Origin of the sequence: Micromonospora sp. NPDC005305 (assembly GCF_040607315.1) — a bacterium.
Lineage (GTDB): Bacteria > Actinomycetota > Actinomycetes > Mycobacteriales > Micromonosporaceae > Micromonospora.
The window spans coordinates 231,063-257,314 of the sequence record NZ_JBEXGL010000001.1 but is presented as its reverse complement, the minus strand read 5'-3'; the positions used below and the strand labels follow the sequence as shown (position 1 = coordinate 257,314).

The window sequence follows — 26,252 nt, the reverse complement described above, 5'->3', positions numbered from 1 at the left end:
TCCGCTGACCGTGCGGGGCGGGTCGGCGGGCGCCTCCCTAGCTCGGCCGGGCGCAGCTGTGCCGGATGCGGGCTTGCCGGGCGGGCAGCCGGCGGCATGTCTTGCATGAGCGGTGCCATCCGTCCGCCGTGCGTCCGTCGCGGCCGAACGCGGCCGGCGGCAGCGTCCGATCACAGCCGGGGCAGTGCCGGGCGGCCGGCGTCGGGGCGGTCACTTGACCGGTCCAATAGGCACTTGTTGCTGCCGGCCGGCGGCCGGGGGTCCCCCGTCAACCAAGGTTGACGCTACCTAGTAGCGCGGTTGGCGGGTCGCGGTCGGCCGGCGGGACGGTCCGAGGCGCTGCGGCGGCACGGCATCGGCAACGGGCTGTGCGGGTCGCTGCGGGCCGTGCAGGCTGTCCCGGTGGCATCGGGCCCCGGACGCACAGCGGCCCGCTACGGGACACGTAGCGGGCCACTTGTTGACGCTGGGCGGGGACGGGGCGTGCGACCTATGTAGTGCCGGCCCAATCCAGCGTTACGCGGGCGTTCACGGTGCCCCACGGGTCGGCCTTCGTCGGCCGGCCACCCTTCGACGCCGCACGGCGGACCGTGATCCGGTCAACGAACAGGGTTATGAAGTCGCGCCGTTCCGCCACCGTGGCGGTGTCCCACCACGTTTGTTCGTCGCCGTAGGCGCTGGATGTCCAGAGGTCGAGCGGGAGCAAGGCGGTGGCTTGCTCGTCCAGCTCGGCCAGCCGGGCGGACAGGGCATCGACGCGGGCACCGGTCGCCGTGACGGCGCGGGTAAGCGCTGCGGCGGCGGCACCCGAGGCGGTCCCCAGGGCCTCGGATTGCTGATCGAGGGCGGCGGATGCGTCGGCCAGCTCGGCGGACACTGCGGCCCGCTGTACGGCGGTCTCCGGCGTCGCCGTCGCGGCACCGTAGCGGCGGGTGGCCTCGGCCAGGATCGAGGCGGTGGTGTCGTCCTCGTCGGCCGGGTCGATCGAGCCGATAAGGCGGTCGATCCGTATGCGGACCCAGCCATCGAGCGCGGTCAGGCTGATCGTGTTGGAGTGCCGGCCGGCGGGGGCGGTGCACATGTAGGCGTCTCGATTCGCCAGGCTGGCGTTTGCGACGAACCGACGCGCTTTCATCGGGCACCCGCACTCACACCACAGGATGCCCAGCGCCGAGAGTAGGGCGGGCTCGTCGGCGGAATGGTACGGCGACCGAGCGCGAGCGTTCAGAGTCGCCTGTAGACGCCAGAACTCGTCGGTCGTGATGATCGGCGCGTCGGGCGGCGGGAGCATGCGGGCGTCTTCGAGGTCGTACGCCGTTCGATAGCTGATCGTGTTGCCCCGAGCGTCGAGCACGGCGACGGCCGGCAGGCCGGCAATGCGGGGGTCTCGCAGCCGTTGCGTCAGGTTGCGGTCCGACCAGGCGGCCGACGCGCGGGAGCGGCCCACCTTTGCGCCGCGCGTGCGGATGCCTCGCCTGTCAAAGTGACGGGCCACGGCATGCACGGCGTGGCCGAGCAGGACGGCGCGGGTTGCCACCCGCAACGCGCGGGCCTCGGCAGGGTCGACCACCAGGGCGCGCACGGCCACCGGGTCACCATCGGGGGTCCGAGCCATCCGCTCGACGGTAGTGAAGCCGTACGGCGCGTGGCCGACGTGACCACCGGCCGCGCGGGCGAGTGCCTTTGCGGCTTTCACAGCGGCCGACTTGTTCTTGGATTCGTTGTGCGCTGCGTCCATGCGCAAAAGGAGATGGATCAGATCCATCGTGTTGTCCGGGCCGAATGTGCCCTCTGTAATACTGACAATCGTCAGACCACCGGCGAGCAGCGGCAGCCATTCGGCAAGCGCAATGCGCGGGTCCTGGCGCGTCAGGCGGGAGACGTAGAAGACATACAGATGTGTGATCTCGCCGGCCTTGATCGCCGCTACCATCTGGTCGTACGCCTCGCGGACAACGCCGGCTTGGAATCCGGATCGGTCGATGTCCTCGAAGGTGCGGAGGGTGGCCCCCGGATGGTCGTGTTGGGCACGCTCTGCGGTCGCGGTGCGTTGGGTGGCCGGGGATGCCTCGGACTTGTTCGCGCGGGCGGACGACTGGCGGACGTACGCGGCGGGGCGAGCGGTGATCATGGCGTTCAGAGTAGTACATCGTTCGCCAGGATCGAAGAACCCGAACGGGTACTGCAACCACGGCCCCAACGGGCTGAGCTGCCCGGTGGGCGTGGCGCGCACCGCCGGCTGACCGACCCGACGGGCGTTTCCCGGGCCTGCGGTGTTTGTCACACCGCGGGCCCGGTCCGATTCGGGCACCCGGCCCGCCCGACCACCGGATCTTCGCGCAGGCCAGCCGTCGGCTCGACGTGGGCGCGCATCCTAGCAAAGACGTAACTCCCCCGACATCAGCTCAACAGGCGAACTGCAACAGCGTCTGGCAGCATTGCCGGGCATGTGCGGACTGGCAGGAGAGTTCCGACGGGACGGATCGCGGGCCGACGTCGCGGCGGTGGAGCGGATGGCGGCCACCATGAGCGACCGGGGCCCGGACGACAGCGGGGTCTGGTCCCAGGGGCCGGTGGCCCTCGGCCACCGCCGCCTGAAGATCATCGACCTCTCGGCCGCCAGCGGTCAGCCCCTCGTTGACCCCGCCGCCGGGCTCACCGGCGTCTTCAACGGCTGCATCTACAACTACCGTGAGCTGCGCGAGGAGTTGCAGGCCCGGGGGCACCGCTTCTTCTCGGCCGGCGACAGCGAGGTCGTCGTCAAGGCGTACGCCGAGTGGGGGCTGGACTTCGTCGACCACCTCGTCGGCATGTTCGCGGTGGCGATCAGCGAGCGCGACACCGGCCGCCTCGTGCTGGCCCGGGACCGGCTCGGCATCAAACCGCTCTACCTGGCCGAGAGCCCCGGCGTGGTGCGCTTCGCCTCGACCCTGCCGGCCCTGCTGGCCGGCGGCGGCGTCGACACCGGCATCGACCCGGTGGCGCTCGCCCACTACCTGAGCTTCCACAGCATCGTGCCGCCGCCGCGGACCATCCTGCGCGGCGTCGCCAAGCTCCCCCCGGCGACGATCCGGGTGTACGAGCCGGACGGCACCGCCCACGACCGGGTCTACTGGGACCCGGCCTTCACCCGTGCGAGCGAGCGGGCCGGCTGGTCCGAGCGGGACTGGCAGGACGCGCTGCTGGAGTCGCTGACCACCGCGGTACGCCGCCGGATGGTGGCCGACGTGCCGGTGGGCGTGCTGCTCTCCGGCGGGCTCGACTCCAGCCTGGTGGTCGCGCTGCTGGCCGGCGAGGGGCAGTCGGGGTTGTCCACCTTCTCCATCGGCTTCGACGCGGTGGGCGGCCGGGAGGGCGACGAGTTCGTCTACTCCGACCTGGTCGCGAAGACCTTCGGCACCGACCACCACCAGATCCGGGTGCCCACCGGCGACCTGCTGCCGCCGCTGGAGGCCGCCGTCGCGGCCATGAGCGAACCGATGGTCAGCCACGACTGCGTCGCGTTCTGGCTGCTCAGCCAGGAGGTCGCCCGGCACGTCAAGGTGGTCCAGTCGGGTCAGGGCGCGGACGAGATCCTGGGCGGCTACCACTGGTACCCGCCGCTCGCCGGCGTCGACCGGGAGCGGGCGCTGGAGACGTACGCGAAGGCGTTCTTCGACCGCGACGCGGCCGGCCTGGCCCGGGTGCTCAACCCGGCGTGGCTGGCCGACGGCGACCCGGCGCGGGAGTTCGTGGCCGCGCACCTCGGCCGGCCCGGGGCGCAGACCGCCGTGGACGCCGGCCTGCGCATCGACACCCAGGTCATGCTCACCGACGACCCGGTCAAGCGGGTCGACAACATGACCATGGCGCACGGGCTGGAGGCCCGCGTGCCATTCCTCGACCACGAGTTCGTCGAGCTGGCCGCGAGCTGCCCGCCGGAGCTGAAGTTGGCCCAGGGCGGCAAGGGCGTGCTCAAGGAGATCGGCCGGCGGGTCCTGCCGCACGAGGTCATCGACCGGCCGAAGGGCTACTTCCCGGTCCCGGGCCTCACCCACCTGGAGGACAAGCTCCTCGACCGGGTACGCGACGCGCTCACCGCGCCCGAGGCACGCCGCCGCGACCTGTTCCGCGCCGACTACGTCGACGCGCTGCTCGCCGACCCGAACGCCGAACTGACCCCGTTGAACGGAAACAAGCTGTGGCAGCTGGGACTTCTCGAGATGTGGCTCCAGAGCCACGGAATCGACTGACCGTGACCGACACCCTCGCGACCGGGACCGCGCGGACCGACCGGGAGCGGATGCTGGGCCGGCGCCGGGAGCGGGTCGGCCCGGGCGGCGACCCGGTGGCGCCCGGCACCCCGGAGCCGCGCCGGGAGCCCGGCGACGGGTCCGGCGTGGTGCTCGACTGCGGCTGGGGCCGGCTGGTCTTCGGGCAGACCTTCGCCGAGCAGGTCGAGGTCGCCGACGTGCTGCGCTCCGAGGCCGTCGGCGCCCGCGACATCTGCATCTACCTGCGCGACCCGCACGTGCTGGTCTCCCGCCTCCCCGACGAGCTGTTCATCGACCCGTCGCTGACCTACCGGCTGCCGCTGGGCGAGCGGCGGCCGGCCGCCACCGAGAGCGGCGACATTCCCGGGCTGGCCGTCCGGCCGCTGCGCGACGCCGACGACGCGGACGCGGTGAACCGGATCTACGCCCGCAACGGCATGGTCACGGCGCCGGTGGAGGTGCTGGTCGACAACGCCGGCACCGACCGGTTCCTGCACCTGGTCGCCGAGGACGCCACCGGCGAGGTGGTCGGCACCATCACGGGCGTGGACCACGTCGCGGTCTTCGGCGACCCGGAGAACGGCGCCAGCCTCTGGTGCCTGACCGTGGACTTCAACACGGCCCCGCCCGGCACCGGGCAGGCGCTGCTCACCGCGCTGGCCGACCGGCTCGACGCGCGGGGCCGGGCGTACGTGGACCTGTCGGTGCTGGCCGAGAATTCGGGGGCGATCCGGCTCTACGAGCGCCTCGGCTTCCACCGCACCGGGACGCTGTGCGTGAAGCGGAAGAACCCGATCAACGAGCGGCTGTTCCTGCCCGCCATGCCGGCCGGCTACGACGAGCTCAACCCGTACGCGAAGATCGTCGCGGACGAGGCGATGCGGCGCGGCATCCGGGTGGAGGTGACCGATCCGCGCTGGGGCGAGCTGCGGCTGAGCATCGGCGGCCGGACGGTCCACACCCGGGAGTCGCTCTCCGAGCTGACCTCGGCCGTGGCGATGAGCCGCTGCGACGACAAGCGGGTCACCCGCCGCATCCTCACCGAGGCGGGCCTGTCGGTGCCGCGCGGCCGGACGGCCACCGGCGACGCCGACGACCTGGCGTTCCTGGCCGACGTCGGCCCCGTGGTGGTGAAGCCGGCCCGGGGCGAGCAGGGCAACGGGATCACGGTCGGGGTCCGCACGCCGGAGGCGCTGAATTCCGCCGTCGACCTGGCCCGCCGGTTCTGCCCGGACGTGCTGATCGAGGAACTGCGGGCGGGCGAGGACCTGCGGGTGATCGTCATCGACCACGAGGTGGTGGCCGCGGCGGTCCGCCGGCCCGCGCAGATCACCGGGGACGGGGTGCACGACGTCACCGAGCTGATCGAGCGGCAGAGCCGCCGCCGCGCGGCCGCCACCGGCGGCGAGTCCCGGATCCCGATCGACGACATGACCCGCGAGGTGGTGGCCGAGGCCGGTCACCGGATGCACGACGTGCTCCCCGAGGGGCAGGTGCTGGCGGTCCGCCGGACCGCGAACCTGCACACCGGCGGCACCATCCACGACGTGACCGCCGAGCTGCACCCGGCCATCGCCGAGGCGTGCGTGACGGCCAGCCGGGCGCTGGACATCCCGGTCACCGGGCTGGACCTGCTGGTCCCCGCCGCCGACCGGCCGGAGCACGTGTTCATCGAGGCGAACGAGCGGCCCGGCCTGGCCAACCACGAGCCGCAGCCGACCGCCGAACGCTTCGTCGACCTGCTCTTCCCCGGCACCCGGGCGCCGCGGCGCCTCTGGTCGCCGGCCGGCACGGGAGGGGCCGCGTGAGCCCGAAGCCGCTGGAACTCGACCTCGACTACCTGCGCCAGGTGCTCGTCGAGCTGCTGGAGATCCCCAGCCCGTCGGGGCGTACCGACCACGTGCAGCAGTACGTGGGCGAGCGGCTCTCCGCCCTCGGCATCCCCTCGACGCTGACCCGGCGCGGGGCGCTCAGCGCGTCCCTGCCCGGGCCCCGGTCGACCGGCGCCGACCGGGCGATCGTGGTGCACACCGACACCATCGGCGGCATGGTGAAGCGGCTGAAGGAGAACGGCCGGCTGGAGGTGAACCCGATCGGCACGCACAGCGCCCGCTTCGCCGAGGGCGCCCACGTGCGGATCTTCACCGACGACCTGGACCGGGTGATCACCGGCCAGGTGCTGCCGCTGAAGGCCAGCGGCCACCGCTACAACGAGGGCGTCGACCTCCAGGGCGTCGGCTGGGAGCTGGTCGAGGTCCGGGTCGACGAGCCGGTCACCGACGAGGCCGGGCTCCGGGCGCTCGGCGTCGACGCCGGGGACTTCGTCGCGCTGCTCGCCAACCCGACGATCACCCCGAGCGGGTACGTCAAGTCCCGGCACCTGGACGACAAGGCCGGGGTGGCCGCCGTGCTGACCGCGTTCAAGGCGCTGGTCGACGCGGGCGTCACCCCGGCGGTCACCGCGCACCTGCTGGTCACGGTCACCGAGGAGATCGGGCACGGGGCAAGCCACGGCCTCGACCCCGACGTCGCGGAGATCGTCTCGGTGGACGCCGCGGTGGTCGCGCCCGGCCAGCAGTCCCGGGAGGACGCCGCCACCCTGGCCATGGGCGACGGGGTGGGCCCGTTCGACTACCACCTCACCCGGCACCTCGCCGCCATCGCCCGTGAGCACGGCGTCGACCTGGTCCGGGACGTCTTCGACTACTACCGCTCGGACGTGGCGGCGGCGGTCGAGGCGGGCGCGCACGCCCGGGTGGCGCTGCTCGGCTTCGGCGTGGACGCCACCCACGGGCACGAGCGCACCCACCTGGACGGGCTGCGGCACCTGGCCCAACTGCTCTGCCTCTACCTGCAGAAGCCGCTGGTCTTCCCCGAGTGGGACGCCGAACCCGAGGGCGACCTGGCCGACTTCCCGTCGCTGGCCGTCCAGCCCGCCTCCGAGGAGGGCCCCCGCGAGGGCCCGATCGGCGTGGAGTGACGTGCGGCGGCGGGCGGGGACAGGTCGTCGCCGCCTTTCGAGCTGATGTCACGAACGACTCGTCGGTCCGCCGCACACCACGGCCCTGCCCCGGACCCGCCGGGCACCGATGACCGTCCGTTCCCCGGCCGGCCGCGGCGGTAGGCCCCGCCCCTGAGTCGCCTGAGACATCAGCTCGAAAGGCGGCGAGCAGCAGAGCGCCTTCCGGCACCTGGGTGGAACAGACCGACCGGCGGATGGCGGGAAAGTGGGTCGGGCTACCACACCCCCGCCGACGATTCCCGGTCCGGCCTGTGATCCAAATCCGTTGCCGAGCCCGACGGGAAGTCGATAGCGTGGCGGTACACGGGAAAGGAGGTGGTCCAGACTTGTATAGCAATCGGACTCGTGAGGTGGCTGTCCGCTAGCCGCTGTCCTCGACAGTGAAATCCCGTCCGCCGCGAGGCGGGCACCAGGCACCATCGTCGAGACCGTGTGGCAGCGGTGCGGCGAAACCACGACAGCCACCCGACCCCCGGGGTGCCGGCCCAGTCCAGCCGGCCCGCGCGCGAGCGCGGAAGCCCCGGGGGTCGCTTCATATCCGGAGAGTCAGCGTGTCGATGCGCGAGCTGGTGATCCTCGGTACGGCCAGCCAGGCGCCCACCCGGCAGCGCAACCACAACGGCTACCTGCTGCGCTGGGACGACGAGGTGCTCCTCTTCGACCCGGGCGAGGGCAGCCAGCGGCAGATGCTGCACAGCGGGATCTCCGCCACCGACCTGACCCGGATCTGCGTCACCCACTTCCACGGCGACCACTGCCTGGGCCTGCCCGGCATGATCCAGCGGCTCTCGCTGGACCGGGTCCCGCACCCGGTGGCCGTGCACTTCCCCGCCGGGGGCGCCGAGTACTTCGCCCGGCTGCGGCACGCGTCGAGCTTCTACGAGACCGCCGAGCTGGCCGTCGAGCCGATCGAGGCGGACGGGCAGCGGATCACGCTGGGCATCGGCACGCTGGAGGCCCGCCGGCTGCGACACCCCATCGAGACGTACGGTTACCGGCTCGTCGAGCCCGACGGCTGCCGGGTCCTGCCGGAGAAGCTGTCCGCGTACGGCATCGCCGGCCCGGCGGTCGGGCACCTCCTCCGCGACGGCCACCTGGACCTGGACGGGCGCCGCGTCACCCGGGACGAGGTGAGCGTGACCCGACCGGGGCAGCGGTTCGCCTTCGTCATGGACACGGGGCTCTGCGACGGCGTGTGGGCCCTGGCCGAGCACGCCGACCTGCTGGTCATCGAGTCGACCTTCCTGGAGTCGGAGGCCGCCCTCGCCGCCGAGGTCGGCCACCTCACCGCCGGCCAGGCCGCGCGGGTGGCGGCCGAGTCGGGGGTACGCACGCTCGTGCTCACCCACTTCTCCCAGCGGTACGCGGACCCGCGCCGCTTCGCCGACGAGGCCTCCGCGTTCGCCGGGGAGCTGGTGATCGCCGAGGACCTGATGACGATTCAGGTGCCGCCCCGCCGGGTAGCCTCGGCCGGGTGACGGTCTCCCTGCGCCCCGCCACCGCCGCCGACCTCATGGCTGTCGGCGCCCTGCACCAGCGGTCCCGGGTCGCGACGTACTCGTCGTTCCTGCCCGCGGAGGCGCTGGCGGATCCGACCCCGGAGGCGATGGGCCGGTACTGGACCGAGCGGATGACCTGGGAGGGCGCGGACCACAGGATGACCGTGGCCGAGCGGGACGGCCGGATCGCCGGCTTCAGCTATCTGGGGCCGGACGACGAGGGCGACCCGGCCACCGGCCTGCTCAACGCCATCCACCTGGAGCCGGCCGAGCGGGGCCGGGGCACCGGGCGGGCGCTCATGGTGGACGCCCTGGACGCCATGCGGGCCCGGGGGTGGTCCCGTGCGGTGCTCTGGGTGCTCCGGGACAACGCGACCGCCCGCCGCTTCTACGAGCGGGGCGGCTGGACGGCCACCGGCGAGCAGCGCGACGACGTCATCGGCACCGTCCTGGTCCCCCAGCTCCGCTACGCCCGTTCGCTCTGAGCGGTGCCGGGCAGCCCGGCCGGAACGGCGGGGCTCTACCTCGGTGACGTGATCGTGGCGGCCGGCGGCCGGCGGCCGGCCCGTGCAGGACGGCCAGGGCCTGCAACGACTGATGCTCGGCCCGGCGATCGGCGCCCGCCTGCCGGTCACCGTGCTGCGTCGCGGGGCCTTCGTCGACGTCATCGCCGTGCCCACCGAGCTGGGCCACTGACGCGACGAGGGCCGCACCCCGCCGGGGTGCGGCCCTCGTGTCCGGTCGGTCAGCGGGCGCCGAGGTGGGCGAGCAGGTCCTGCCGGGTCAGCACACCCTTGGGCTTGCCGTCGACCAGCACCAGGGCGGCGTCGGCCTTCTCCAGCAGCCCGACGGCCTCGCTCACCGGCTGGCCGCCACCGATCATGGGCAGCGGGTCGGCCATGTGCCGCTCGATCGTGTCGTGCAGGTGGGCCTGGCCGGTGAAGAGCGCGTCGAGCAGGTCCTTCTCGGCGATCGAGCCGGCCACCTCGCCGGTCACCACGGGCGGCTCGGCCTTGAGCACCGGGAGCTGGGAGACGCCGTATTCCCGCATGTAGTCGATCGCGTCGCGGACCGTCTCGGTCGGGTGGACGTGCACCAGCTCGGGCAGGCCGCCCGGCTTGCCGGCGAGCGCGTCGGCCACGGTCGGCTCGGTGCCCGAGTTGTCGAGGAAGCCGTAGCGGGCCATCCAGGTGTCGTTGAAGATCTTGGACAGGTAGCCCTTGCCGCTGTCCGGCAGCAGCACCACGACCACGTCGTCCGGGCCGGCCTTGCGGGCCACCTCCAGGGCCGCCACCACGGCCATGCCGCAGGAGCCGCCGACCAGCAGGCCCTCCTCGCGGGCCAGCCGCCGGGTCATCTCGAAGGACTGCTTGTCCGACACCTCGACGATCTCGTCGGCCACGCCCCGGTCGTAGGTCTCCGGCCAGAAGTCCTCGCCGACGCCCTCGACCAGGTAGGGCCGGCCGGTGCCGCCGGAGTAGACCGAACCCTCCGGGTCCGCGCCGACCACCCGGACCCGCCCCTCGGACGCCTCCTTCAGGTAGCGGCCGATGCCGGAGATGGTGCCGCCGGTGCCGACGCCCGCCACGAAGTGGGTGAGCCGCCCCTCGGTCTGCTGCCAGATCTCCGGCCCGGTGGTCTCGTAGTGCGAGCGCGGGTTGGCCGGGTTGCTGTACTGGTTGGGCTTCCACGCGCCGGGGATCTCCCGGGCCAGCCGGTCGGAAACGTTGTAGTAGGAGCGCGGGTCCTCCGGGGCCACGGCGGTCGGGCAGACCACGACCTCGGCGCCGTACGCCCGCAGCACGTCCTGCTTGTCCTGGCTGACCTTGTCGGGGCAGACGAAGACGCACTTGTAGCCCTTGAGCTGGGCGACGAGGGCCAGCCCGACGCCGGTGTTGCCGCTGGTCGGCTCGACGATCGTGCCGCCCGGCTGGAGCAGGCCGGCCTTCTCGGCGTCCTCGACCATCCGCAGCGCGATCCGGTCCTTGACCGAACCGCCCGGGTTGACGTATTCCACCTTCGCCAGCACGGTCGCCTGGATGCCCTCGGTGACGTTGCGCAGGCGTACCAGCGGGGTGTTGCCGATCAGCTCGACCACGTTGTCGTAGTACTGCACCTCGTTGTGCCCTTCGTTGCGCCGCCGTCGTGGGGCGGCCGGAAAGTCGTCAGTTCGTCGCCCAGGGTACGTGCCGTCAGGGCACCACATGCCCCGGGATGACGGACCTGCGACGTGCCTCCCACTCCAGGAAGCGCTCGGTCTCGGCGAGCACGCTGCCGGCCAGCCAGGTGACCATCACGGCGTCGTCGGCCAGGCCGAAGATCGCCAGCGGGATCTCCGGCAGCAAATCGATCGGCGACACGATGTACGCCGTGGCCCCGGCCATCAGGGCCAGCCGCAGGCCGCCGTCGTACTCGCCGCGGGCGGTGGCCCGGATCATCCGGGGCATCGCCGCCAGCCGGGCGCCCAGCGACGGGCCACCCCGGGCTCCGGAGGCCAGCGCCCGGGCCAGCGCGGTGAAGGCCGCGCTCCGTTTCAACGTCTTCCCCATGTCCTCGCCCCTCTCCGTCCGACCAGGGTGCGGTCCCGGCGCAAGCCCGCCCCCGCCCCTACCGGTACCCGGAACGGTCCCGTCCCAGCCGTGACGATCACGGGGAGAGCGGGTGTCGTGGCGGCGCGATAATGTCGGTGCATGGGGGACGCTGGTTCCGTCGCGCATGGCGGCTGGCAGCGCGCCCGGCGGATCGCCCGCGTGACGGCGATCGGCACGGGCGCCACGGTGGCGGCCACCGTCGTCACGGGCGGGGTGCTGCTCGGTCAGGCCCGCCAGGCCCGGCGCACCATCCCCATGGCCGAGGCCCCCCCGCCGCGCTGCGACGGCGTCTACGGCGCGAAGCTCCCCGGCCCGCCGGTCACCATGGTGATCCTGGGTGACTCCTCGGCCGCCGGCTACGGTGTGCACCGCCGCCGCGAGACCCCGGGCTCGCTGCTCGCCACCGGGCTCTCCCGCCGGCTCCACCGTCCGGTCCGGGTGCACCGGTTCGCCGTGGTGGGCGCCCTGTCGACCGGGCTGCGGCCGCAGGTCGAATCGGCGCTGGAGGTCGAACCGGACATCGCGGTCATCCTGGTCGGCGGCAACGACGTCACCAACCGCACCCCGCTCTCGGTGGCCGTGCGCTACCTGGTCGACGCGGTCCGCACGCTGCGCGCGGCCGGCTGCGAGGTGGTCGTCGGCACCTGCCCCGACCTGGGTGCGATCCGGCCGATCCAGCCGCCGCTGCGCTGGCTGGCCCGGCGCTGGAGTCGCCAGCTCGCGGCCGCCCAGACGATGGCGGTGGTCGAGGCGGGCGGCTGGACGGTCTCCCTCGGCGACCTGCTCGGCCCGCGGTTCGCCGCCGAGCCGACCCGGATGTTCGCCTGGGACCGGTTCCACCCGTCCGCGGAGGGGTACGCGGTCGCCGCGGCGGCGCTGCTGCCGACCGTGCTCTCGGCGTTGGGCGCCGGCCAGGAACGCCGGCCTCCGCTCGCCGGCGCGGAAGCCGTGCGGTCGCTGCCGGAGGCGGCCCAGGAGGCGGCCCGGCACGCCGGCACCGAGGTCAGCGGCGCCCAGGTCCGGGGCCGCGAGCGCGGGCCCGGCGGGCGCTGGGCGCAGCTCCGGCGGCGGGCGTTCTTCGGCGTCGGCGCGGTGCCGCAGCCGGGTGCCGCCGCCGACCCGGCGCAGGTGGAGGGGCTGGCATGAGCGGGCCGGCGGAGGCATCATCAGCAGGCACAACGTGTGCCATGCTCATGTCGACGCCGTTCGCCACGAGCAGACCCGCCCGCGGGTCATCCGAGCTGGGGAGGTGTCGTCGTGACCGAGCGTAACGAGGTTGTGGTCCGGCTTGGTCGGGCCGCCGCGCTCTCCCTGCTCGCCGGCACGGTGGGCGGGGCCGTGGTCCTCGCCGGCCAGGCCATCGCCGCCCGGAGCCGGGAATACGCCCAGCCCGAGCTGGGCCTCGCGCTGCGCGCCACGGTCGGCCGGGCGGACGCCCCGCCGCTGCGGCTGGTGCTGCTCGGCGACTCGTCGGCGCTCGGCGTCGGCGTCGAACGCTTCGAGGAGACCATCGGCGGCCGGCTCGCCCAGCTGCTGAGCGAGGCACCCGGCGGCCGGCGGGTACACCTGTCCAGCGTCGGGGTGTCCGGCTCCCGCTCCACCGACCTGGCCACCCAGGTGGCCCGGGCGCTGCTCGGCGAGCGGCCCGACGTGGCGGTGATCCTCATCGGGGCGAACGACACCACCGGGCTGGCCCGCCCGGCCGACGCGGCGGCCTACCTCGGCTCGGCGGTGCGCCGGCTGCGCGAGGCGCACGTCGAGGTGGTCGTGGGCACCTGCCCCGACCTCGGCGCGGTCCGCGCCGTCGCGTCCCCGCTGCGGCAGGTGCTCGGCTGGGCGGGGCGGCGGATGGCCCGCGCCCAGACGACCGCCGTGCTCGACGCCGGGGGCAGCGTCGTCGACCTGGGCACCGAGACCGGCCCGGTGTTCCGGGCGGACGCGGGCACCCTGTGCCACGACGGCTTCCACCCCTCCGCCGACGGCTACCGGGTCTGGGCGCACGCCCTGCTCCCGGCGGTCGAGGCGGCCGCCGCGGTCGCCTACCGGCACCACCACTGAGCCCCGGCGGGGTGACATTTCCCGCCCGCCGCGCGGCTTCCGCCACAAGTTACCGGCGGGTTAACGTTGGTTCATGCCGATTGAGTCGCCCCGCGACGCCGTCATCGTCGCCACCGCCCGGTCCCCCATCGGCCGCGCGTTCAAGGGTTCCCTGCGGGAGGTCCGCCCGGACGACCTCGCCGCCACGATCGTCCAGGCCGCCCTCGACAAGGTCCCGGCGCTCGATCCCACCACCATCGACGACCTCTACCTGGGCTGCGGCCTGCCCGGCGGCGAGCAGGGCTTCAACATGGCCCGGGTGGTCGCCACCCTGCTGGGCCTGGACGGCCTGCCCGGTGCCACGCTGACCCGCTACTGCGCCTCCTCGCTGCAGACCACCCGGATGGCCATGCACGCGATCCGGGCGGGCGAGGGCGACGTCTTCATCTCCGCCGGCGTCGAGACCGTCTCCCGGTATGCGCGGGGCAACTCGGACGCCCTCCCGCCGGAGGCGCAGGCGCTGGTCGGCGGCGGCTGGGAGAACCCGCGCTTCGCGGCGGCGCGTGAGCGCTCGGCGGCCCGGGCCAAGGGCGGCGCCGAGGTGTGGACCGACCCGCGTGAGGCCGGCCAGCTCCCCGACATCTACCTGACCATGGGGCAGACCGCGGAGAACCTCGCCCAGGTCCACGACGTCACCCGCGAGGACATGGACGCGTTCGGCGTCCGCAGCCAGAACCTCGCCGAGAAGGCGATCACGGACGGGTTCTGGGCCCGCGAGATCACCCCGGTCACCACGCCGGACGGCACGGTGGTGAGCACCGACGACGGCCCGCGGCCCGGGGTGACCCTGGAGTCCGTGGCCGGCCTGAAGCCGGTCTTCCGCCCGGACGGCCGGATCACCGCCGGCAACTGCTGCCCGCTCAACGACGGCGCGGCCGCCGTGGTGATCATGAGCGCGCAGCGGGCTCAGGAGCTGGGGCTCACCCCGCTGGCCCGGATCGTCTCCACCGGCGTCACCGCGCTCTCGCCGGAGATCATGGGCCTGGGCCCGGTCGAGGCGTCCAAGCAGGCGCTGAAGCGGGCCGGCATGACCATCGACGACGTCGACCTGGTCGAGATCAACGAGGCGTTCGCCGCCCAGGTGATCCCGTCGTACCGGCAGCTCGGCATCCCCGAGGAGAAGCTGAACGTGATGGGCGGGGCGATCGCCGTCGGCCACCCGTTCGGCATGACCGGCGCCCGGATCACCGGCACCCTGCTCAACGCGCTGGAGTGGCACGACCGGACCATCGGTCTGGAGACCATGTGCGTCGGCGGTGGCCAGGGCATGGCCATGGTGCTCGAACGCCTGAACTGAGGCCGGTTCCCCGCAGCCGGGGCCGGGTACGGGAGGCGCCATGGCGACCGTCGTGGAACGCGAACGCAAGTACTCCGGCGACGAGGGATTCCGGCTGCCCGACCTGACCGGGTGCGGTGGCGTCGCGACGACGTCCGACGCCACCGCCCTCGACCTGGACGCGGTCTACTGGGACACCGCCGACCTCCGGCTGGCCCGCAGCGGCTACGCGCTGCGGCGGCGGACCGGCGGGCACGACGCGGGCTGGCACCTCAAGGTGGGGGCGGTCGGCGGCGCGCGCACCGAGCACCAGTTCCCGGCCGGGCCGGAGGACGCCGAGCCGCCGCCCGAGCTGGTGGCGCTCTTCCGCGGCGCGTCCCGAGGCCGGCCGGTCGCCCCGGCCGCGCGGGTCGTCACGCACCGCCGGGAACGCCGCCTGCTCGACGCCGCGGGCCGCCCGCTGGCCGAGGTGGCCGAGGACGACGTCCACGCCGAGGACCTGGTGAGCGGCGAGCGGCAGGCGTGGCACGAGCTGGAGGTCGAGCTGGTCGAGGGCGACGAGTCGCTGCTCGACGCGGTGGACGAGCGGCTGCGCGCGGCGGGCGCCCGGACGGTGCCGGTCTCGAAGTCGCACCGCGCGCTGGGCGGCCGGCTGGCCGCCATCGGGCCGGGGCCCGCCGGCCCGGCGGCCGCGCCCGTGGTCGACTACCTCACCGCCCAGCGCGACACGCTGGTCGGCCACCACGCGGGCGCGCTCGGCGGTGACGAGGACGCCGTGCACGACATGCGGGTGGCCGTCCGCCGGCTCCGCTCCACGCTGCGGACCTTCCGGGGGCTGTGGGACCGGGCGGAGAGCGAGCAGGTGCGGGCGGAGCTGCGCTGGCTGGGCGCGCAGCTCGGGCCGGTCCGGGACGTCCAGGTGATGGCCGCCCGGCTCGCCGACGCCGTCCACGCCGAACCCGCGGAACTGGTGCTCGGCCCGGTGCCGGCCCGGTTCGCCGAGCGGTTCGCCGCCGACCTGGCCACCGCCCTCGACGGGCTGCGCGCCGCGCTCGGCTCCGACCGCTACACCGACCTGCTGCGCCGCCTGGACGCGCTGGTGGAGGGGCCGACCGCGGGCGGCGTACGGCGCCGCTGGGTGACCCGGCGGGTGCGCCGGGCGGTGAGCCGCTTCGACGACCGGCTGGACGAGGCGCTCGCGGGCGGGGACGACGCCGCCCTGCACGAGGCCCGCAAGGCGGGTAAGCGGGCCAGGTACGCCGTCGAGGTACGCCGGCCCGGCGCGAAGCTGGTGGACCGGTTCAAGGACCTCCAGGACGCGCTCGGCGCGCACCAGGACTCGGTGGTGACCCGCGAGGTGCTGCGCGAGCAGGCGCTGCGGGCGTACGCCGACGGCGAGAACACCTTCACCTACGGCCTGCTGCACGCCCGGCAGGCCGCGCTGGCCGACCGGGCCGGGCGGGCGCTCGCGAGGGCGCGCGACCGGGCCCGCCGCCGGAAGGCGCGGCGCTGGCTGACGGGCTGACCGGCGGTCAGAGCGCGGAACGGGTCCGGGCGACCGCGGTGGCCGCCCCGGCCAGCACGGGCTCCGGCGCGCCGGCCGCCAGCAGGTCGGCGGCGACCACCCGGAGCTGATCGGGCAGGGCCAGGTCGCTGGCGAGCCGGGGCACCTCGCGGCGCGGCTCCCCCTCGGCGTCGGCCGCCAGGTTGGCGATCTCCTGGACCAGCTTGTGCACCAGGTCGGCGCGGGACACGTTGCCGCCCTCGGCCGCCGCCGACCAGCGCGGCTGCTCCCAGTGCCCGACCTGTCGGACCAGCAGCGCCACCACCCGGTCCAGTTCCGCTGCGCTCATCGCGGCCGAGTCTACGACGGCTCCAGGTCGCCGACCCGCGTTGTCGTACGGTCAGCGGCGGACGTAGCTGAGCAGGCGCAGGATCTGCCAGTACAGGAAGATCAGCCCGACCAGCAGGCCGAAGGCGCAGAACCAGGCGTACCGGCGGGGCAGGCCGTTGCGGGCGGACCGCTCGACCAGGTCGAAGTCGAGCACGAAGCTGAGGGCCCCGGCGATGATCGCGACCACCGAGAAGAGGTATGGCAGCCAGCCGACCCGCGCGGAGAGGCTGTAGACCTCGACGCCCTGCTTGCCGGTGAACAGGTAGGTGACCAGGTTGACCAGGCCGATCGCCACGATGCCGATGAGCGTGCCCACGACCAGGCGGGCCAGCCGCGGGGTGGCCCGGATGAGCCGGGCCCGGTAGAGCAGCGCCATGCCGAGGAAGACCCCGAAGGTGCCGACCACCGCCTGCGCCACGATGCCCGGGTAGACGAGTTCGAAGGCCCGGCTGGCCACGCCGAGCAGCAGTCCCTGGAGCACCGCGTACCCGGCGATCAGCGGCGGGTTGGTGACCTGTTTCAGCGTGATGACCAGCACGAGCGCCAGGCTGGCCAGGGCGCTGCCGGCCAGCGCCGCGGAGATCCACCCGGCCGGCGGCACGAGCGCCCAGGCCACCGCCGCGGTGACGCCGGTGAGCAGCAGCAGCCCGACCGTCCGGCTGACCACGTCGGCCACCGTCATCGCGTCGGCGGCCCCCGCGCCGAGCACCTGCCGCTCGGTCCGGCCCACGTCGTCCAGCCGGTCGAGAACCGGGTTGGCACTGCGCACCGCGACCTCCTCGCGCCGACGTACCCCGGCTCCCACTCTGCCCCGGGCCGCCCGGCGGCGGCGGGCAAACGACGACGCCCGCCGCCGCGGGCGCGGCAGGCGGGCGTCGCAGGTCGGGCGGGTTGGTCAGTCGTCGCCCTGGAAGTAGCTGAGCAGCCGGAGGATCTCCAGGTAGAGCCAGACCAGGCCGACCACGATGCCGAACGCGGCCGTCCAGGAGTAGCGCTGCGGAAGACCCATCCGCACGCCCTCCTCGATCTCCGCGAAGTTGAGCACGAAGCTCAGCGAGGCGACCACGATGCAGACCAGGCTGAACCCGATGGCCAGCGGGCTGCCGTCGCGGAGGTGGGTGTTGACGCCGAAGAGCGCCAGCACCAGGTTGATCAGCATGACGCCGAAGAGACCCGCGATGATCGCCACCATGATCCGGGCGAACTTCGGGGTGGCCCGGATGATCCGCGCCTTGTAGATCATCGCCATCAGGAAGAAGACGCCGAAGGTGGCGACCACGGCCTGGAGCACGATGCCGTCGTAGAGCCTGTCGAACGTCTTGCTGACCATGCCGACGAAGACGCCCTCGACGATCGAGTACGCCACCACGAGCGCCGGGTTGGCCATCCGCGAGAACGAGATGACCAGGCCGAGGACGAGGCCGACCACCGCGGCGCCGATCCAGGCGACGCCGGTCAGGGCGTCCGGCACGAGCACCCAGGCCGCGGCGGCCGAGGCGCCGAGGATGCCGAGCATCAGCACCGTCTTGACGACCACGTCGTCGAGGGTCATCGGGGTCACGGTGGGCGGGGCCGCCGGGTAGCCGTGACCGCTCGGGTACGGCTGCTGCGGCGGGTACTGCGGGTACTGCTGGGGGTATCCGGGCTGACCGTACGGCCCGGGCTGGGCGTACCCGGCCGCCCGCTCCCGCTCAGCCGCCTGGCCGAGCCGGGCGAGCACCGGGTTCGAGGTCTTCACTTCTCTCAGGCCTCCCTCAGGGGGTCGATGCACGTGAACGTGCCTCTCCAGGGTAAACGCGGGGGCAACGCCGCGCGCCGCGCGAAGCTGTGGGAAAGCTGAGAGTGTGGTGCCCGGGGCGGGGGTCGAACCCGCACGCCTTTCGGCAGCCGCTTTTAAGGCGGCCGTGTCTGCCGTTCCACCACCCGGGCGGGTGACACCGGCGCGTCGACACGCGGCGGTGCAGATCTCACCGTAGCGGCTGCATCGCGGCCCGGCGTACCCCGCGGGGCCTGGCCGATATGGTCGAGGCCGTGACCAGCGCCGCCCGCACGGCCCCCGGGCCCGACCGTGACCAGGCCGTCCGTCTCGACCCGGCGGTGCGCCCGGGCCGGGCGGCCCGGCTGCTGGCCGCCGGCCGGCGGCACCGAGCGGACCTGCTGGTCGGCCTGCTGTTCGCCGCGCTCGCCGGCTGGCTCACCCACGGGCTGTGGCCGGCGCCCGGGCAGCGGGTGCTCGCCCTCAACCCGGCCGACCAGACCCTCTACGAGTGGTTCCTGACCGTCGACGCGCGTGCCCTGCTCGGCGACTTCGGCCTGACCACCGACCGGCTGAACGCGCCGGACGGGGTGAACCTCATGACCAACACCACCGTCATCGCGCTCGGCGTGCTGCTCGCCCCGGTCACCCTCGCCCTCGGGGCGCCGGTCACCTTCGCCCTGCTGGCCGCGGCCAACCTGGCCGGCACGGCGCTGGCCTGGTACCTGCTCCTGAACCGGACGCTGCGGGCCCGCCGGCTCGCCGCCGGGCTCGGCGCGGCGCTCTGCGGCTTCGGCCCCGGCATGGTCTCGCAGAGCAACGCGCACCTGCACATGACCGCCCAGTGGCTGGTCCCGGTGATCATCTGGCTGGTGGTCCGGCTGCTCCGGGCCGCCGACCCGGCCGGCCGCCCGGACGGCCCGGACCGCCGCCGGCTGGCCACCTGGGCGCTCGGGCTGGCCGCGGCCGTCACCGTCCAGGTCTTCGTCGGCGAGGAGGTGCTCTTCCTCACCGCGCTCACCCTGCTCGTCATGGCCGTCGCGTACGGGCTGGCCGACCGGGCGCTGCTGCGCCGGGCGCTGCCCGGCTTCGCCGGCGGGCTGATGTGCGCCGCCGGGCTGGCCCTGCTCGTGCTGGCGTACCCGCTGTGGCTGCAGTTCGCCGGGCCGCAGGCCGTCTCGGACGGCATGTTCAGCCCGCGCTACTTCTCGGCCGACCTGACCAGCTGGACCCGGCTCTCCGCGCTGTCCGTGCTCGGCGGGGCCGACGCGGTCCGGCTGACCACCGGCCCGGCCGAGTTCAACGGCTTCCTGGGCTGGCCGCTGCTGCTGGTGGCCGCCGCCAGCGCGGTCTGGCTGGGCCGGCGCGCCCTGGTCGTCGCCTGCCTCGCCGGGGCGCTGGTCATGGCGGCGCTGTCGCTCGGCCCCGAGGTGGTCGTCGGCGGGGAGCGGACCGGGCTGCCCGGCCCGTACGCCCTGCTGGCCGGCCTGCCGGTGGTGGACGGCGCGCTGCCGATGCGGTTCGGCCTCGCGGTGCTGCCGCTGGTCGCGACGGTGCTCACGCTGGCCGTGCACCGGGCGCTGGGCGAGCGCGGGCGTTCCCGCCGGCTGGTCCCCGTCGCGGTCGGCGCGGCCCTGCTCAGCGTGTTCCCCGCGCCGCTGCCCACCACCGACCGGCCGCCGCTGCCCGAGTTCGTCACCGGCGGGCACTGGCGGCAGTGCGTACGCCCCGGCGGGGTGCTGGTGCCGGTGCCCACGGCCACCCCCAAGGACCCCTGGCCGATGCGCTGGGGCACCGCCACCGACGCCGCGTTCGGCATGCCGGAGGGCTTCTTCATCGGCCCGTACGGCCGCAACGGCTCGGCCACCATGGGCACGTACCAGCGCCCCACCTCCGCCCTGCTGGCCGAGGCGGCCAGACGGGGGGTGGCGCCGGCGGTCGGCGACCGGCAGCGCCGGCAGGCCGCCCGGGACATCGAGTTCTGGGGCGCCTCCTGCGTGGCGCTCACCGACGACGCACCGCACGCCGAGACCCTGCGCCGGACCCTGGAGCAGCTTTTCGGGCCGGGCACGCGGACCGCCGACGCCTGGACCTGGCGGTTCTGACCCGGACACGGCGAAGGGCCCCTCCCGTACGGGAAGGGCCCTTTCCGGTTTCTCAGACGCGCGCGCCCACCGGCGGCGCGGACGCCTCGGCGAACTCCTCCCGCGGGTCGTGCAGCTGGCCCAGGGCGACCACCTCGCGCTTGAGGAAGAACGCCAGCGACCAGTCGACCACGACCCGGATCTTGCGGTTGAACGACGGGATCCGCGACATGTGGTACGTGCGGTGCATGAACCAGGCCGGCCAGCCGGTCATCTTCACGCCGTAGACCTGGGCCACGCCCTTGTGCAGGCCGAGGCTCGCGACGCTGCCCGCGTGCTTGTGCTTGTAGTTGACCGGCTCGCGCCCGCGGATCACGTTCGTGATGTTGTCGGCCATCCGGGCGGCCTGCCGGACCGCGTGCTGCGCGCTGGGCGAGCAGAAGTTGCCCGGCTCCTTGGTCAGGTCCGGCACGGCGGCGCAGTCGCCGGCGCTCCACGCGCCCTCGACCACCCGGTCGCCGTCCACGATCTGGAGAGTGGGCAGGCAGGTGACGCGGCGCCGCTCGTCCCGCGGGAAGTCCGTCGCGTCCAGCATCGGCGACGGCTTGACGCCGGCCGTCCAGACGATCGTGTCGGACGGGAAGCTCGACCCGTCGGAGAGCTTCGCGACCCCGTCGAGGCAGGACTCCAGCCGGGTGTCCAGGCGGATGTCCATGTTCCGCTTGAGCAGTTCTTGCACCGTGTAGGCGCCCATGTCCCGGTCGACCTCGGGCAGCACCCGCTGGGTGGCTTCGACCAGTACCCAGCGCATGTCCTCGGGCTTCAGCTCCGGGTAGTACCGCAGCGCGTCCCGGGCCATGTCCTCCATCTCGGCGAGCGCCTCGATGCCGGCGTAACCACCGCCGACGAAGACGAAGGTCAGCGCGCGGCTGCGCACGTCGGGGTCGGTGGTGGCGGCCGCCACGTCGAGCCGGTCCAGCACGTGGTTGCGCAGGAAGATGGCCTCACCGATGGTCTTGAAACCGATGCCGTGCTCGTGCAGGCCGGGGATCGGCAGGGTGCGGGAGACCGAGCCGGGGGCGACCACCACGTGGTCGTACTGGATCTCCCGGGTCGGGCCGCTGATCGGCTGCACCACGGCGGTCTTCCGGTCGTGGTCGATCCGGGTGACCGTCCCGGCCACGACCTTGCACTTGCGCAACTCCCGCCGCAGCGGCACCACAGCGTGCCGCGGGGAGATGTTGCCCGCCGAAGCCTCCGGGAGGAACGGCTGGTAGGTCATGTGCGGCTGCGGGTCGACGACGATGACCTCGGCCTCACGGGAGCTCAGCTTCTTGGACAGGCGCAGAGCGGCGTACAGGCCCACATGCCCGGCACCCACGACAAGGATCCGCTTCGGATTCACGTCATCTATCTTTCCCCGGGGGGCTCGGCTAATCCCGATCGAGACCCTCTTCTGTGACGGAGCACAACCCCTGTGACCTGCGCAACTTCCCGGGGTGTCCCGTTATCTGCGACGCAGGAGCCAGGCCAGGAGGCCGCTGAGACCCACCGCCACCAGCAGCCCGGCCACCGTCGCGGCCTGGGAACCGCGGTCCCCACCGACCCCACCGAGCCAGGCCAGCACGATGCCGAGCACGGCGGCGGCCAGCACCACCCCACCGGCCCGGGCCAGCCAGCGCAGCACCAGATCCGGGTCGACCACCGCGTCGTAGGGAAGCAGCGCCGCCAGCGCGGCCAGCGTGTGCGCCAGGTAGAGCAGGGTGGCCACGGCGAGCAGCCGCCACAGCGCGGGCGGCCGGTCGAAGCCGAGCGTGGCGAGCAGCCAGCCGCCGACCGTGACCAGCGCGGCGAACGTCGGCCAGACCCGGCGCGGACCGATCGCCGGCAGCAGCGCCACCACCGTGAGGGCCAGCAGCGCCCGCGGGATGAGGGCCTGAGCGGGGTACGCGACCAGGAGGCCGACCAGCACGCTGAGGAAGATGCCGGCGCGCACCAGCAGCGGGGTCGGGCTGACCCGCCGGACCCCGTAGCGGAGCGCCCGCACCCGCTCGTTCAGCCCCTCGACGAGATCGTTCATCGCATACCGGCCTTGGGTGCGGTGGCCAGGCGTGCCACGTCACGCAGCACCTGGTCGAGGCTGCCCGCGCCGGCCCAGCGCACCACCGGCACGCCGTGCTCGCGGAGCTGGCCGATCATCGTGTCCCGGTCCAGCCGCCACAGCCGGTACGCCACCTCGGACCAGCCCCGGTCCTTCGGCACCGGCAGCTCGGCCGGCAGGGTGTCCACCGCCACGACGAACCGCCCGCCCCGGGCCATCCGGGCCAGCATCTGCGCCGAACGCTCGTCGAGCAGCGGGGTGAGCACCACCACGAGCGCGTCCGAGGAGAGCAGTTGCGGGCCGAACACCTGGTCGTACGGCTCGTGCGGGGAGGACTCGGCGTGGACGTCGAGCAGCCACTCCAGCACGGTCAGGTACTGCCGGCGGCCGGTGGCCGGGCGCAGCCGGCGGGCGGCCGGGCCGTATTCCAGCAGCGCCACCCGGTCACCCCGGTGCAGGTAGTGCTCGGCGATCGCGGCGGCCGCCCGGACCGTGGTGTCCAGCACCGATGCCGCCCCGCGTACGCCGCCGGAGCGGCCCGCCTCGGCCAGCACGTCGAGCAGCACCACCACCTCGGCGTCCCGGTCCGAGAGGGTGGCCGCCACGTGCAGCTGGCGGGCCCGCAGCGACACCCGCCAGTCGATCCGGCGCAGCCGGTCACCGGGCGCGAAGACGCGCACCCCGGCCAGCTCGCCGCCCTCCCCCGGCCGGCGCGAGTGGTGCGCCCCGACCAGCCCGGCGGCCCGGGGCATCGCCTCGACCGCCTCGAACGGCTCGGTCATCGGGTACACCCGCATCCGGATTGCGTCGGTGACCACGGCCCGCGACACGAGCAGCCCGTCCGCCGCGGCGACCCGGGCGCCGGCCGGCCCGATCGGGTGCCGCCCCCAGCGCAGCGCCGTCCCGGTCAGCTCCAGGTCGACGGCCGAGCCGGAGGGCACCGAGGTGACGAAGGGCCGGTCGGCGCCGGAGCGGCTCACGTCCACCCCGGTCCCGCCGAAGCCGACCTTCTCCACCCGCAACCAGCGCGACATCCGCGTCCGCACCACGGCCAGGTCGTAGGAGACGGTGTCCGGGTTGGCGACCGCCACCGTGGCGGCCATCGGGGTGCCCTCGACCAGGTGCGCGTCCGCGGCGCCGATCTCCAGGTCGGGCAGGGCCGTGGGCCGGCGGCGCAGCGAGTACGCGGTGCCCAGCGCGAACGGGGTGGCCAGCACGACCAGGTCGATCCGGCCGAGCAGCGCCGCCGCGACCAGCAGCAGGCCGGTGAGCAGCACGGCCCGGCCGAGCGCCCGCGTGGGCGCCCAGCCGCTCGCCGGTTCCTGACGGTCGGCCATCAGCGCCCGGACGGCCCGGCCGCGTAGCTGGGCAGCGCGCCGCTGGCCGGGGCGGGTGTCGACTCCAGCACCTCACCGACCACGAAGGACGGATCCACCCGGCGCAGCCACATCTCCGGCCGCAGGGTGATTCGGTGCGCCAGCGCGGGCGCCGCCACCGCCTTGACGTCCTCCGGCACCACGTAGTCCCGGTTGGCGAGCACCGCGCGGACCCGGGACAGCAGCAGCAGCGCCAGCGAGCCGCGCGGCGAGGCGCCGACCAGCACCGACGGGTGCTCCCGGGTGGCCGCGGTCAGCGAAACGATGTACCGGCCGATGGAGTCCTCGACGACCACGTCCTCCAGCGCGGCCTGCATGGCGCGCAGCGTGCCCGAGTCCACCACCGGCTTGATCTCGGCCTCCTCGCGGCGGCGGGCGATCCGCCGGCGCAGCACCTCCCACTCCTCGTCGTGGTTCGGGTAGCCGAACGAGACCCGCAGCAGGAACCGGTCGAGCTGCGCCTCGGGCAGCGGGTAGGTGCCCTCGTACTCGATGGGGTTGGCGGTGGCGAGCACGTGGAACGGCTCGTCCAGCCGGTAGGTGACGCCCTCCACCGAGACCTGCTTCTCCTGCATCGCCTCCAGCAGCGCCGACTGGGTCTTCGGCGGGGTCCGGTTGATCTCGTCGGCGAGCAGCAGGTTGGTGAAGACGGGGCCGGCGCGGAACGAGAAGTCGCCGCTGCGCTGGTCGTAGAGGAAGGAACCGGTGACGTCGGCCGGGAGCAGGTCCGGCGTGAACTGGAGGCGGCGGAAGTCCAGCCCGAGGGCCTGCGCGAACGACCGCGCGGTGAGGGTCTTGCCCAGGCCGGGCAGATCCTCCAGCAGCACGTGGCCGCCGGCCAGGATGCCGGCGAGGACCAGCTCCAGCGCCTCCCGCTTGCCGACCACGACCGTGCCGACCGCCTCCAGCACGGCGCGGGCCAGCCGGCCGACCTCGGCGGGGGGCATGCTCCGGTCCACGTCGTTCATCACAACTTCTCCAGTTCGGCGACGATCGCCGCGAGGTCGCGCGGCGACGGGGGGCGGCGGGCGGGGGTGGCGAGGAACGTCCACAGCGGCTCGCCCAGTAGGGCACGGGCACGGGCCGGGTCGGACTCGCGGGTGACGCCGTGCTTCTGGCGCAGCCGCTCGTCGGCCAGCTCGCCGAGGCGGGGAAGCACCCGCTCGGTGAACCGCTCCCGGTTGCCCGAGCACCAGTCCAGCGGGCGTTCCCACTTGTTGATCGCGGCGCGCAGCGCGTCCCGGGCGGACCAGTTCCAGGTGCCGGGCTCCTCGCCGGCCGGGGCGCGGGCGCCGGCCCGGGACGGCGGCGGGGGCGACAGCTCGGCGGTGACCCGGCGGACGGCGAGCACGGCGAGCACACCCGCGACGATGACCCAGAGCGAGACCTGGAGGCCGACCGTGCGCAGCGCGACGACGACCACCACCACGATCGCGGCGGTGACCGCGAGGGTGCGCAACACCCAGCGCACCCGCCCGCCGCCCGACCGCCGCGCCTCCTCGGCGGGCTCCTCGGCGAACGAGAGCAGGTCGTCGATGCTGGTGCTCATGGATGCGCCCCCTCGCCGGTGGCCACCGTGGTGAGCTCACCGCGCAGCCGGCGCAGGGCCGCCCGGGCCTGGTCGCGCATCCGCTCGTCGACGGTGTGGGTGGCGTACCGGGCCTCGCGGTAGACGTGCGCGAAGCCGTCGAGCACGTCGGCGCTGGCGATCGCCGGGACGCCGGCCGCCGGATCGCCGCGCAGCAGCCGGCTGACCAGGTCCGTGGGGGTGTCCCCGGCGTGCCGGGGCACCCCGGCCTCGTCGGCGGCCTCCTCCAGCCGGACCCAGCAGGCGATCACCGCGGTGCGCGGGTCGGTGGACCGGTCGTCCAGCTCCACCAGGCCGGCGTCCAGCGCGGCCACCACCTCGCGGGCGGTGCCCTCGGCGGTGCGCCGGGTCCGCTGCGCGGGCACCGCGCGGGTCGCCCGACGCAGCGCGCCGCCGACCACGGTCCAGAGCACGTACCCGACCGCGGCCAGCACGGCCGCCCCGAGCAGCACGATGGCGGCGGTGACGAGCCACCCGGGGATGCCGCCCGAGGTCGGTGGGCCGGCATCCCGGGGCTCGACGGTGATCGAGGGCGCCGCCTCGGCGGAGGGGTAGTCCGGCACGTACGGAATGGTGTCCGCGGCGGGCGGGATGCGGCTCGCCCCGATGGCCGAGTGCCCGGCGGCGAGCGCGCCGACGGCGAGCAGCAGGGTCACCGCCGCGACCGGCCACCACCTGCGCAGCACGCCGACGTCCATCCCACCGCCCCAGGCAT

The 26,252-nt window shown here is 74.1% G+C and carries 23 protein-coding genes, 1 tRNA gene and 1 pseudogene; 12 read left to right on the top strand and 13 right to left on the bottom strand.

Translation table 11 applies throughout. The features are described from left to right. Positions 1–490 precede the first annotated feature (490 nt). Complete coding sequence (locus ABZS80_RS01230) at positions 491–2,131, bottom strand: recombinase family protein (RefSeq protein ID WP_355053864.1); 1,641 nt, start codon at positions 2,129–2,131, stop codon at positions 491–493. Between the two features lie 31 nt (positions 2,132–2,162). Here ABZS80_RS01230 and ABZS80_RS01225 point away from each other — a divergent pair. The 7 genes and pseudogenes from ABZS80_RS01225 to ABZS80_RS01195 all read left to right on the top strand — a co-directional run. After that, positions 2,163–2,243: pseudogene (locus ABZS80_RS01225) on the top strand (peptide-methionine (S)-S-oxide reductase); the annotation flags it as partial. Positions 2,244–2,447: 204 nt separating this feature from the next. Continuing rightward, positions 2,448–4,232: an N-acetylglutaminylglutamine amidotransferase gene (locus ABZS80_RS01220; protein ID WP_355053863.1), complete on the top strand. Its 1,785-nt coding sequence runs from the start codon at positions 2,448–2,450 to the stop codon at positions 4,230–4,232. 2 nt (positions 4,233–4,234) lie between these two features. Further along, on the top strand, positions 4,235–6,061 hold the full coding sequence (gene ngg / locus ABZS80_RS01215; RefSeq protein ID WP_355053862.1) for an N-acetylglutaminylglutamine synthetase: 1,827 nt from the start codon (positions 4,235–4,237) through the stop codon (positions 6,059–6,061). Beyond that, on the top strand, positions 6,058–7,233 hold the full coding sequence (locus ABZS80_RS01210; RefSeq protein WP_355053861.1) for an osmoprotectant NAGGN system M42 family peptidase: 1,176 nt from the start codon (positions 6,058–6,060) through the stop codon (positions 7,231–7,233). Before ngg ends, ABZS80_RS01210 begins: the two co-directional genes overlap by 4 nt. 593 nt (positions 7,234–7,826) lie before the next feature. Continuing rightward, positions 7,827–8,753 carry a ribonuclease Z gene (locus ABZS80_RS01205; RefSeq protein WP_355053860.1) on the top strand — a complete coding sequence of 309 codons (927 nt, stop codon included), beginning with the start codon at positions 7,827–7,829 and terminating at the stop codon, positions 8,751–8,753. Then, positions 8,750–9,259 (top strand): GNAT family N-acetyltransferase, encoded by a 510-nt coding sequence (locus ABZS80_RS01200; protein ID WP_355053859.1) that lies wholly within the window; start codon positions 8,750–8,752, stop codon positions 9,257–9,259. The genes ABZS80_RS01205 and ABZS80_RS01200 overlap by 4 nt, the downstream gene beginning before the upstream one ends. Positions 9,260–9,341: 82 nt before the next feature. Then, a complete protein-coding gene (locus ABZS80_RS01195; RefSeq protein ID WP_355053858.1) occupies positions 9,342–9,470 on the top strand; it encodes a hypothetical protein in 129 nt (42 codons plus the stop codon). A gap of 49 nt (positions 9,471–9,519) precedes the next feature. Here the strand turns inward: ABZS80_RS01195 and ABZS80_RS01190 are convergent, their stop codons facing one another. Together ABZS80_RS01190 and ABZS80_RS01185 are read right to left on the bottom strand one after the other, a co-directional pair. Further along, positions 9,520–10,890 carry a cystathionine beta-synthase gene (locus ABZS80_RS01190; RefSeq protein WP_151461273.1) on the bottom strand — a complete coding sequence of 457 codons (1,371 nt, stop codon included), beginning with the start codon at positions 10,888–10,890 and terminating at the stop codon, positions 9,520–9,522. A 76-nt stretch (positions 10,891–10,966) separates the two neighbouring features. Next, positions 10,967–11,323, bottom strand: a complete 357-nt coding sequence (locus ABZS80_RS01185) for a YkvA family protein (protein WP_355053857.1) — start codon at positions 11,321–11,323, stop codon at positions 10,967–10,969. 141 nt (positions 11,324–11,464) lie between these two features. Here ABZS80_RS01185 and ABZS80_RS01180 point away from each other — a divergent pair, with 141 nt between their 5' ends. The 4 genes from ABZS80_RS01180 (at position 11,465) to ABZS80_RS01165 (ending at position 16,263) form a co-directional block, all read left to right on the top strand. Further along, positions 11,465–12,511: an SGNH/GDSL hydrolase family protein gene (locus ABZS80_RS01180; RefSeq protein WP_355053856.1), complete on the top strand. Its 1,047-nt coding sequence runs from the start codon at positions 11,465–11,467 to the stop codon at positions 12,509–12,511. Between the two features lie 111 nt (positions 12,512–12,622). Next, positions 12,623–13,423 carry an SGNH/GDSL hydrolase family protein gene (locus ABZS80_RS01175; RefSeq protein ID WP_151461271.1) on the top strand — a complete coding sequence of 267 codons (801 nt, stop codon included), beginning with the start codon at positions 12,623–12,625 and terminating at the stop codon, positions 13,421–13,423. 73 nt (positions 13,424–13,496) lie between these two features. After that, positions 13,497–14,759 carry an acetyl-CoA C-acetyltransferase gene (locus ABZS80_RS01170; protein WP_355053855.1) on the top strand — a complete coding sequence of 421 codons (1,263 nt, stop codon included), beginning with the start codon at positions 13,497–13,499 and terminating at the stop codon, positions 14,757–14,759. 40 nt (positions 14,760–14,799) lie between these two features. Further along, complete coding sequence (locus ABZS80_RS01165) at positions 14,800–16,263, top strand: CYTH and CHAD domain-containing protein (RefSeq protein WP_355053854.1); 1,464 nt, start codon at positions 14,800–14,802, stop codon at positions 16,261–16,263. A gap of 7 nt (positions 16,264–16,270) precedes the next feature. Here the strand turns inward: ABZS80_RS01165 and ABZS80_RS01160 are convergent, their stop codons facing one another. The 4 genes from ABZS80_RS01160 to ABZS80_RS01145 all read right to left on the bottom strand — a co-directional run bounded on the left by ABZS80_RS01160 (position 16,271) and on the right by ABZS80_RS01145 (position 18,561). Next, positions 16,271–16,591, bottom strand: coding sequence for a hypothetical protein (locus tag ABZS80_RS01160; protein WP_355053853.1), 321 nt, complete (start codon positions 16,589–16,591; stop codon positions 16,271–16,273). A gap of 51 nt (positions 16,592–16,642) precedes the next feature. Beyond that, the gene (locus ABZS80_RS01155) at positions 16,643–17,401 is read right to left on the bottom strand and encodes a Bax inhibitor-1/YccA family protein (protein WP_355053852.1); all 759 of its coding nucleotides are present in this window, start codon (positions 17,399–17,401) and stop codon (positions 16,643–16,645) included. 126 nt (positions 17,402–17,527) lie between these two features. Further along, positions 17,528–18,370, bottom strand: coding sequence for a Bax inhibitor-1/YccA family protein (locus ABZS80_RS01150; RefSeq protein WP_355053851.1), 843 nt, complete (start codon positions 18,368–18,370; stop codon positions 17,528–17,530). Between the two features lie 107 nt (positions 18,371–18,477). Further along, positions 18,478–18,561 (bottom strand) — tRNA-Leu (locus ABZS80_RS01145). 102 nt (positions 18,562–18,663) lie between these two features. Here ABZS80_RS01145 and ABZS80_RS01140 point away from each other — a divergent pair. Beyond that, on the top strand, positions 18,664–20,493 hold the full coding sequence (locus ABZS80_RS01140) for a hypothetical protein (protein ID WP_355053850.1): 1,830 nt from the start codon (positions 18,664–18,666) through the stop codon (positions 20,491–20,493). Positions 20,494–20,545: 52 nt separating this feature from the next. Here the strand turns inward: ABZS80_RS01140 and ABZS80_RS01135 are convergent, their stop codons facing one another. From ABZS80_RS01135 to ABZS80_RS01110, 6 genes are all read right to left on the bottom strand, one after another. Beyond that, entirely contained in the window at positions 20,546–21,877 is a 1,332-nt protein-coding gene (locus ABZS80_RS01135) for an NAD(P)/FAD-dependent oxidoreductase (RefSeq protein WP_355053849.1), read from the bottom strand. A 102-nt stretch (positions 21,878–21,979) separates the two neighbouring features. Further along, positions 21,980–22,552, bottom strand: a complete 573-nt coding sequence (locus ABZS80_RS01130; protein ID WP_355053848.1) for a hypothetical protein — start codon at positions 22,550–22,552, stop codon at positions 21,980–21,982. Next, the gene (locus ABZS80_RS01125) at positions 22,549–23,910 is read right to left on the bottom strand and encodes a DUF58 domain-containing protein (RefSeq protein ID WP_355053847.1); all 1,362 of its coding nucleotides are present in this window, start codon (positions 23,908–23,910) and stop codon (positions 22,549–22,551) included. Before ABZS80_RS01125 ends, ABZS80_RS01130 begins: the two co-directional genes overlap by 4 nt. Continuing rightward, positions 23,910–24,917, bottom strand: coding sequence for a MoxR family ATPase (locus ABZS80_RS01120; RefSeq protein WP_355053846.1), 1,008 nt, complete (start codon positions 24,915–24,917; stop codon positions 23,910–23,912). The genes ABZS80_RS01125 and ABZS80_RS01120 overlap by 1 nt, the downstream gene beginning before the upstream one ends. Continuing rightward, the gene (locus ABZS80_RS01115; RefSeq protein ID WP_355053845.1) at positions 24,917–25,498 is read right to left on the bottom strand and encodes a hypothetical protein; all 582 of its coding nucleotides are present in this window, start codon (positions 25,496–25,498) and stop codon (positions 24,917–24,919) included. Before ABZS80_RS01115 ends, ABZS80_RS01120 begins: the two co-directional genes overlap by 1 nt. Further along, positions 25,495–26,235: a DUF4129 domain-containing protein gene (locus tag ABZS80_RS01110; protein ID WP_355053844.1), complete on the bottom strand. Its 741-nt coding sequence runs from the start codon at positions 26,233–26,235 to the stop codon at positions 25,495–25,497. The genes ABZS80_RS01115 and ABZS80_RS01110 overlap by 4 nt, the downstream gene beginning before the upstream one ends. Positions 26,236–26,252 lie beyond the last annotated feature (17 nt).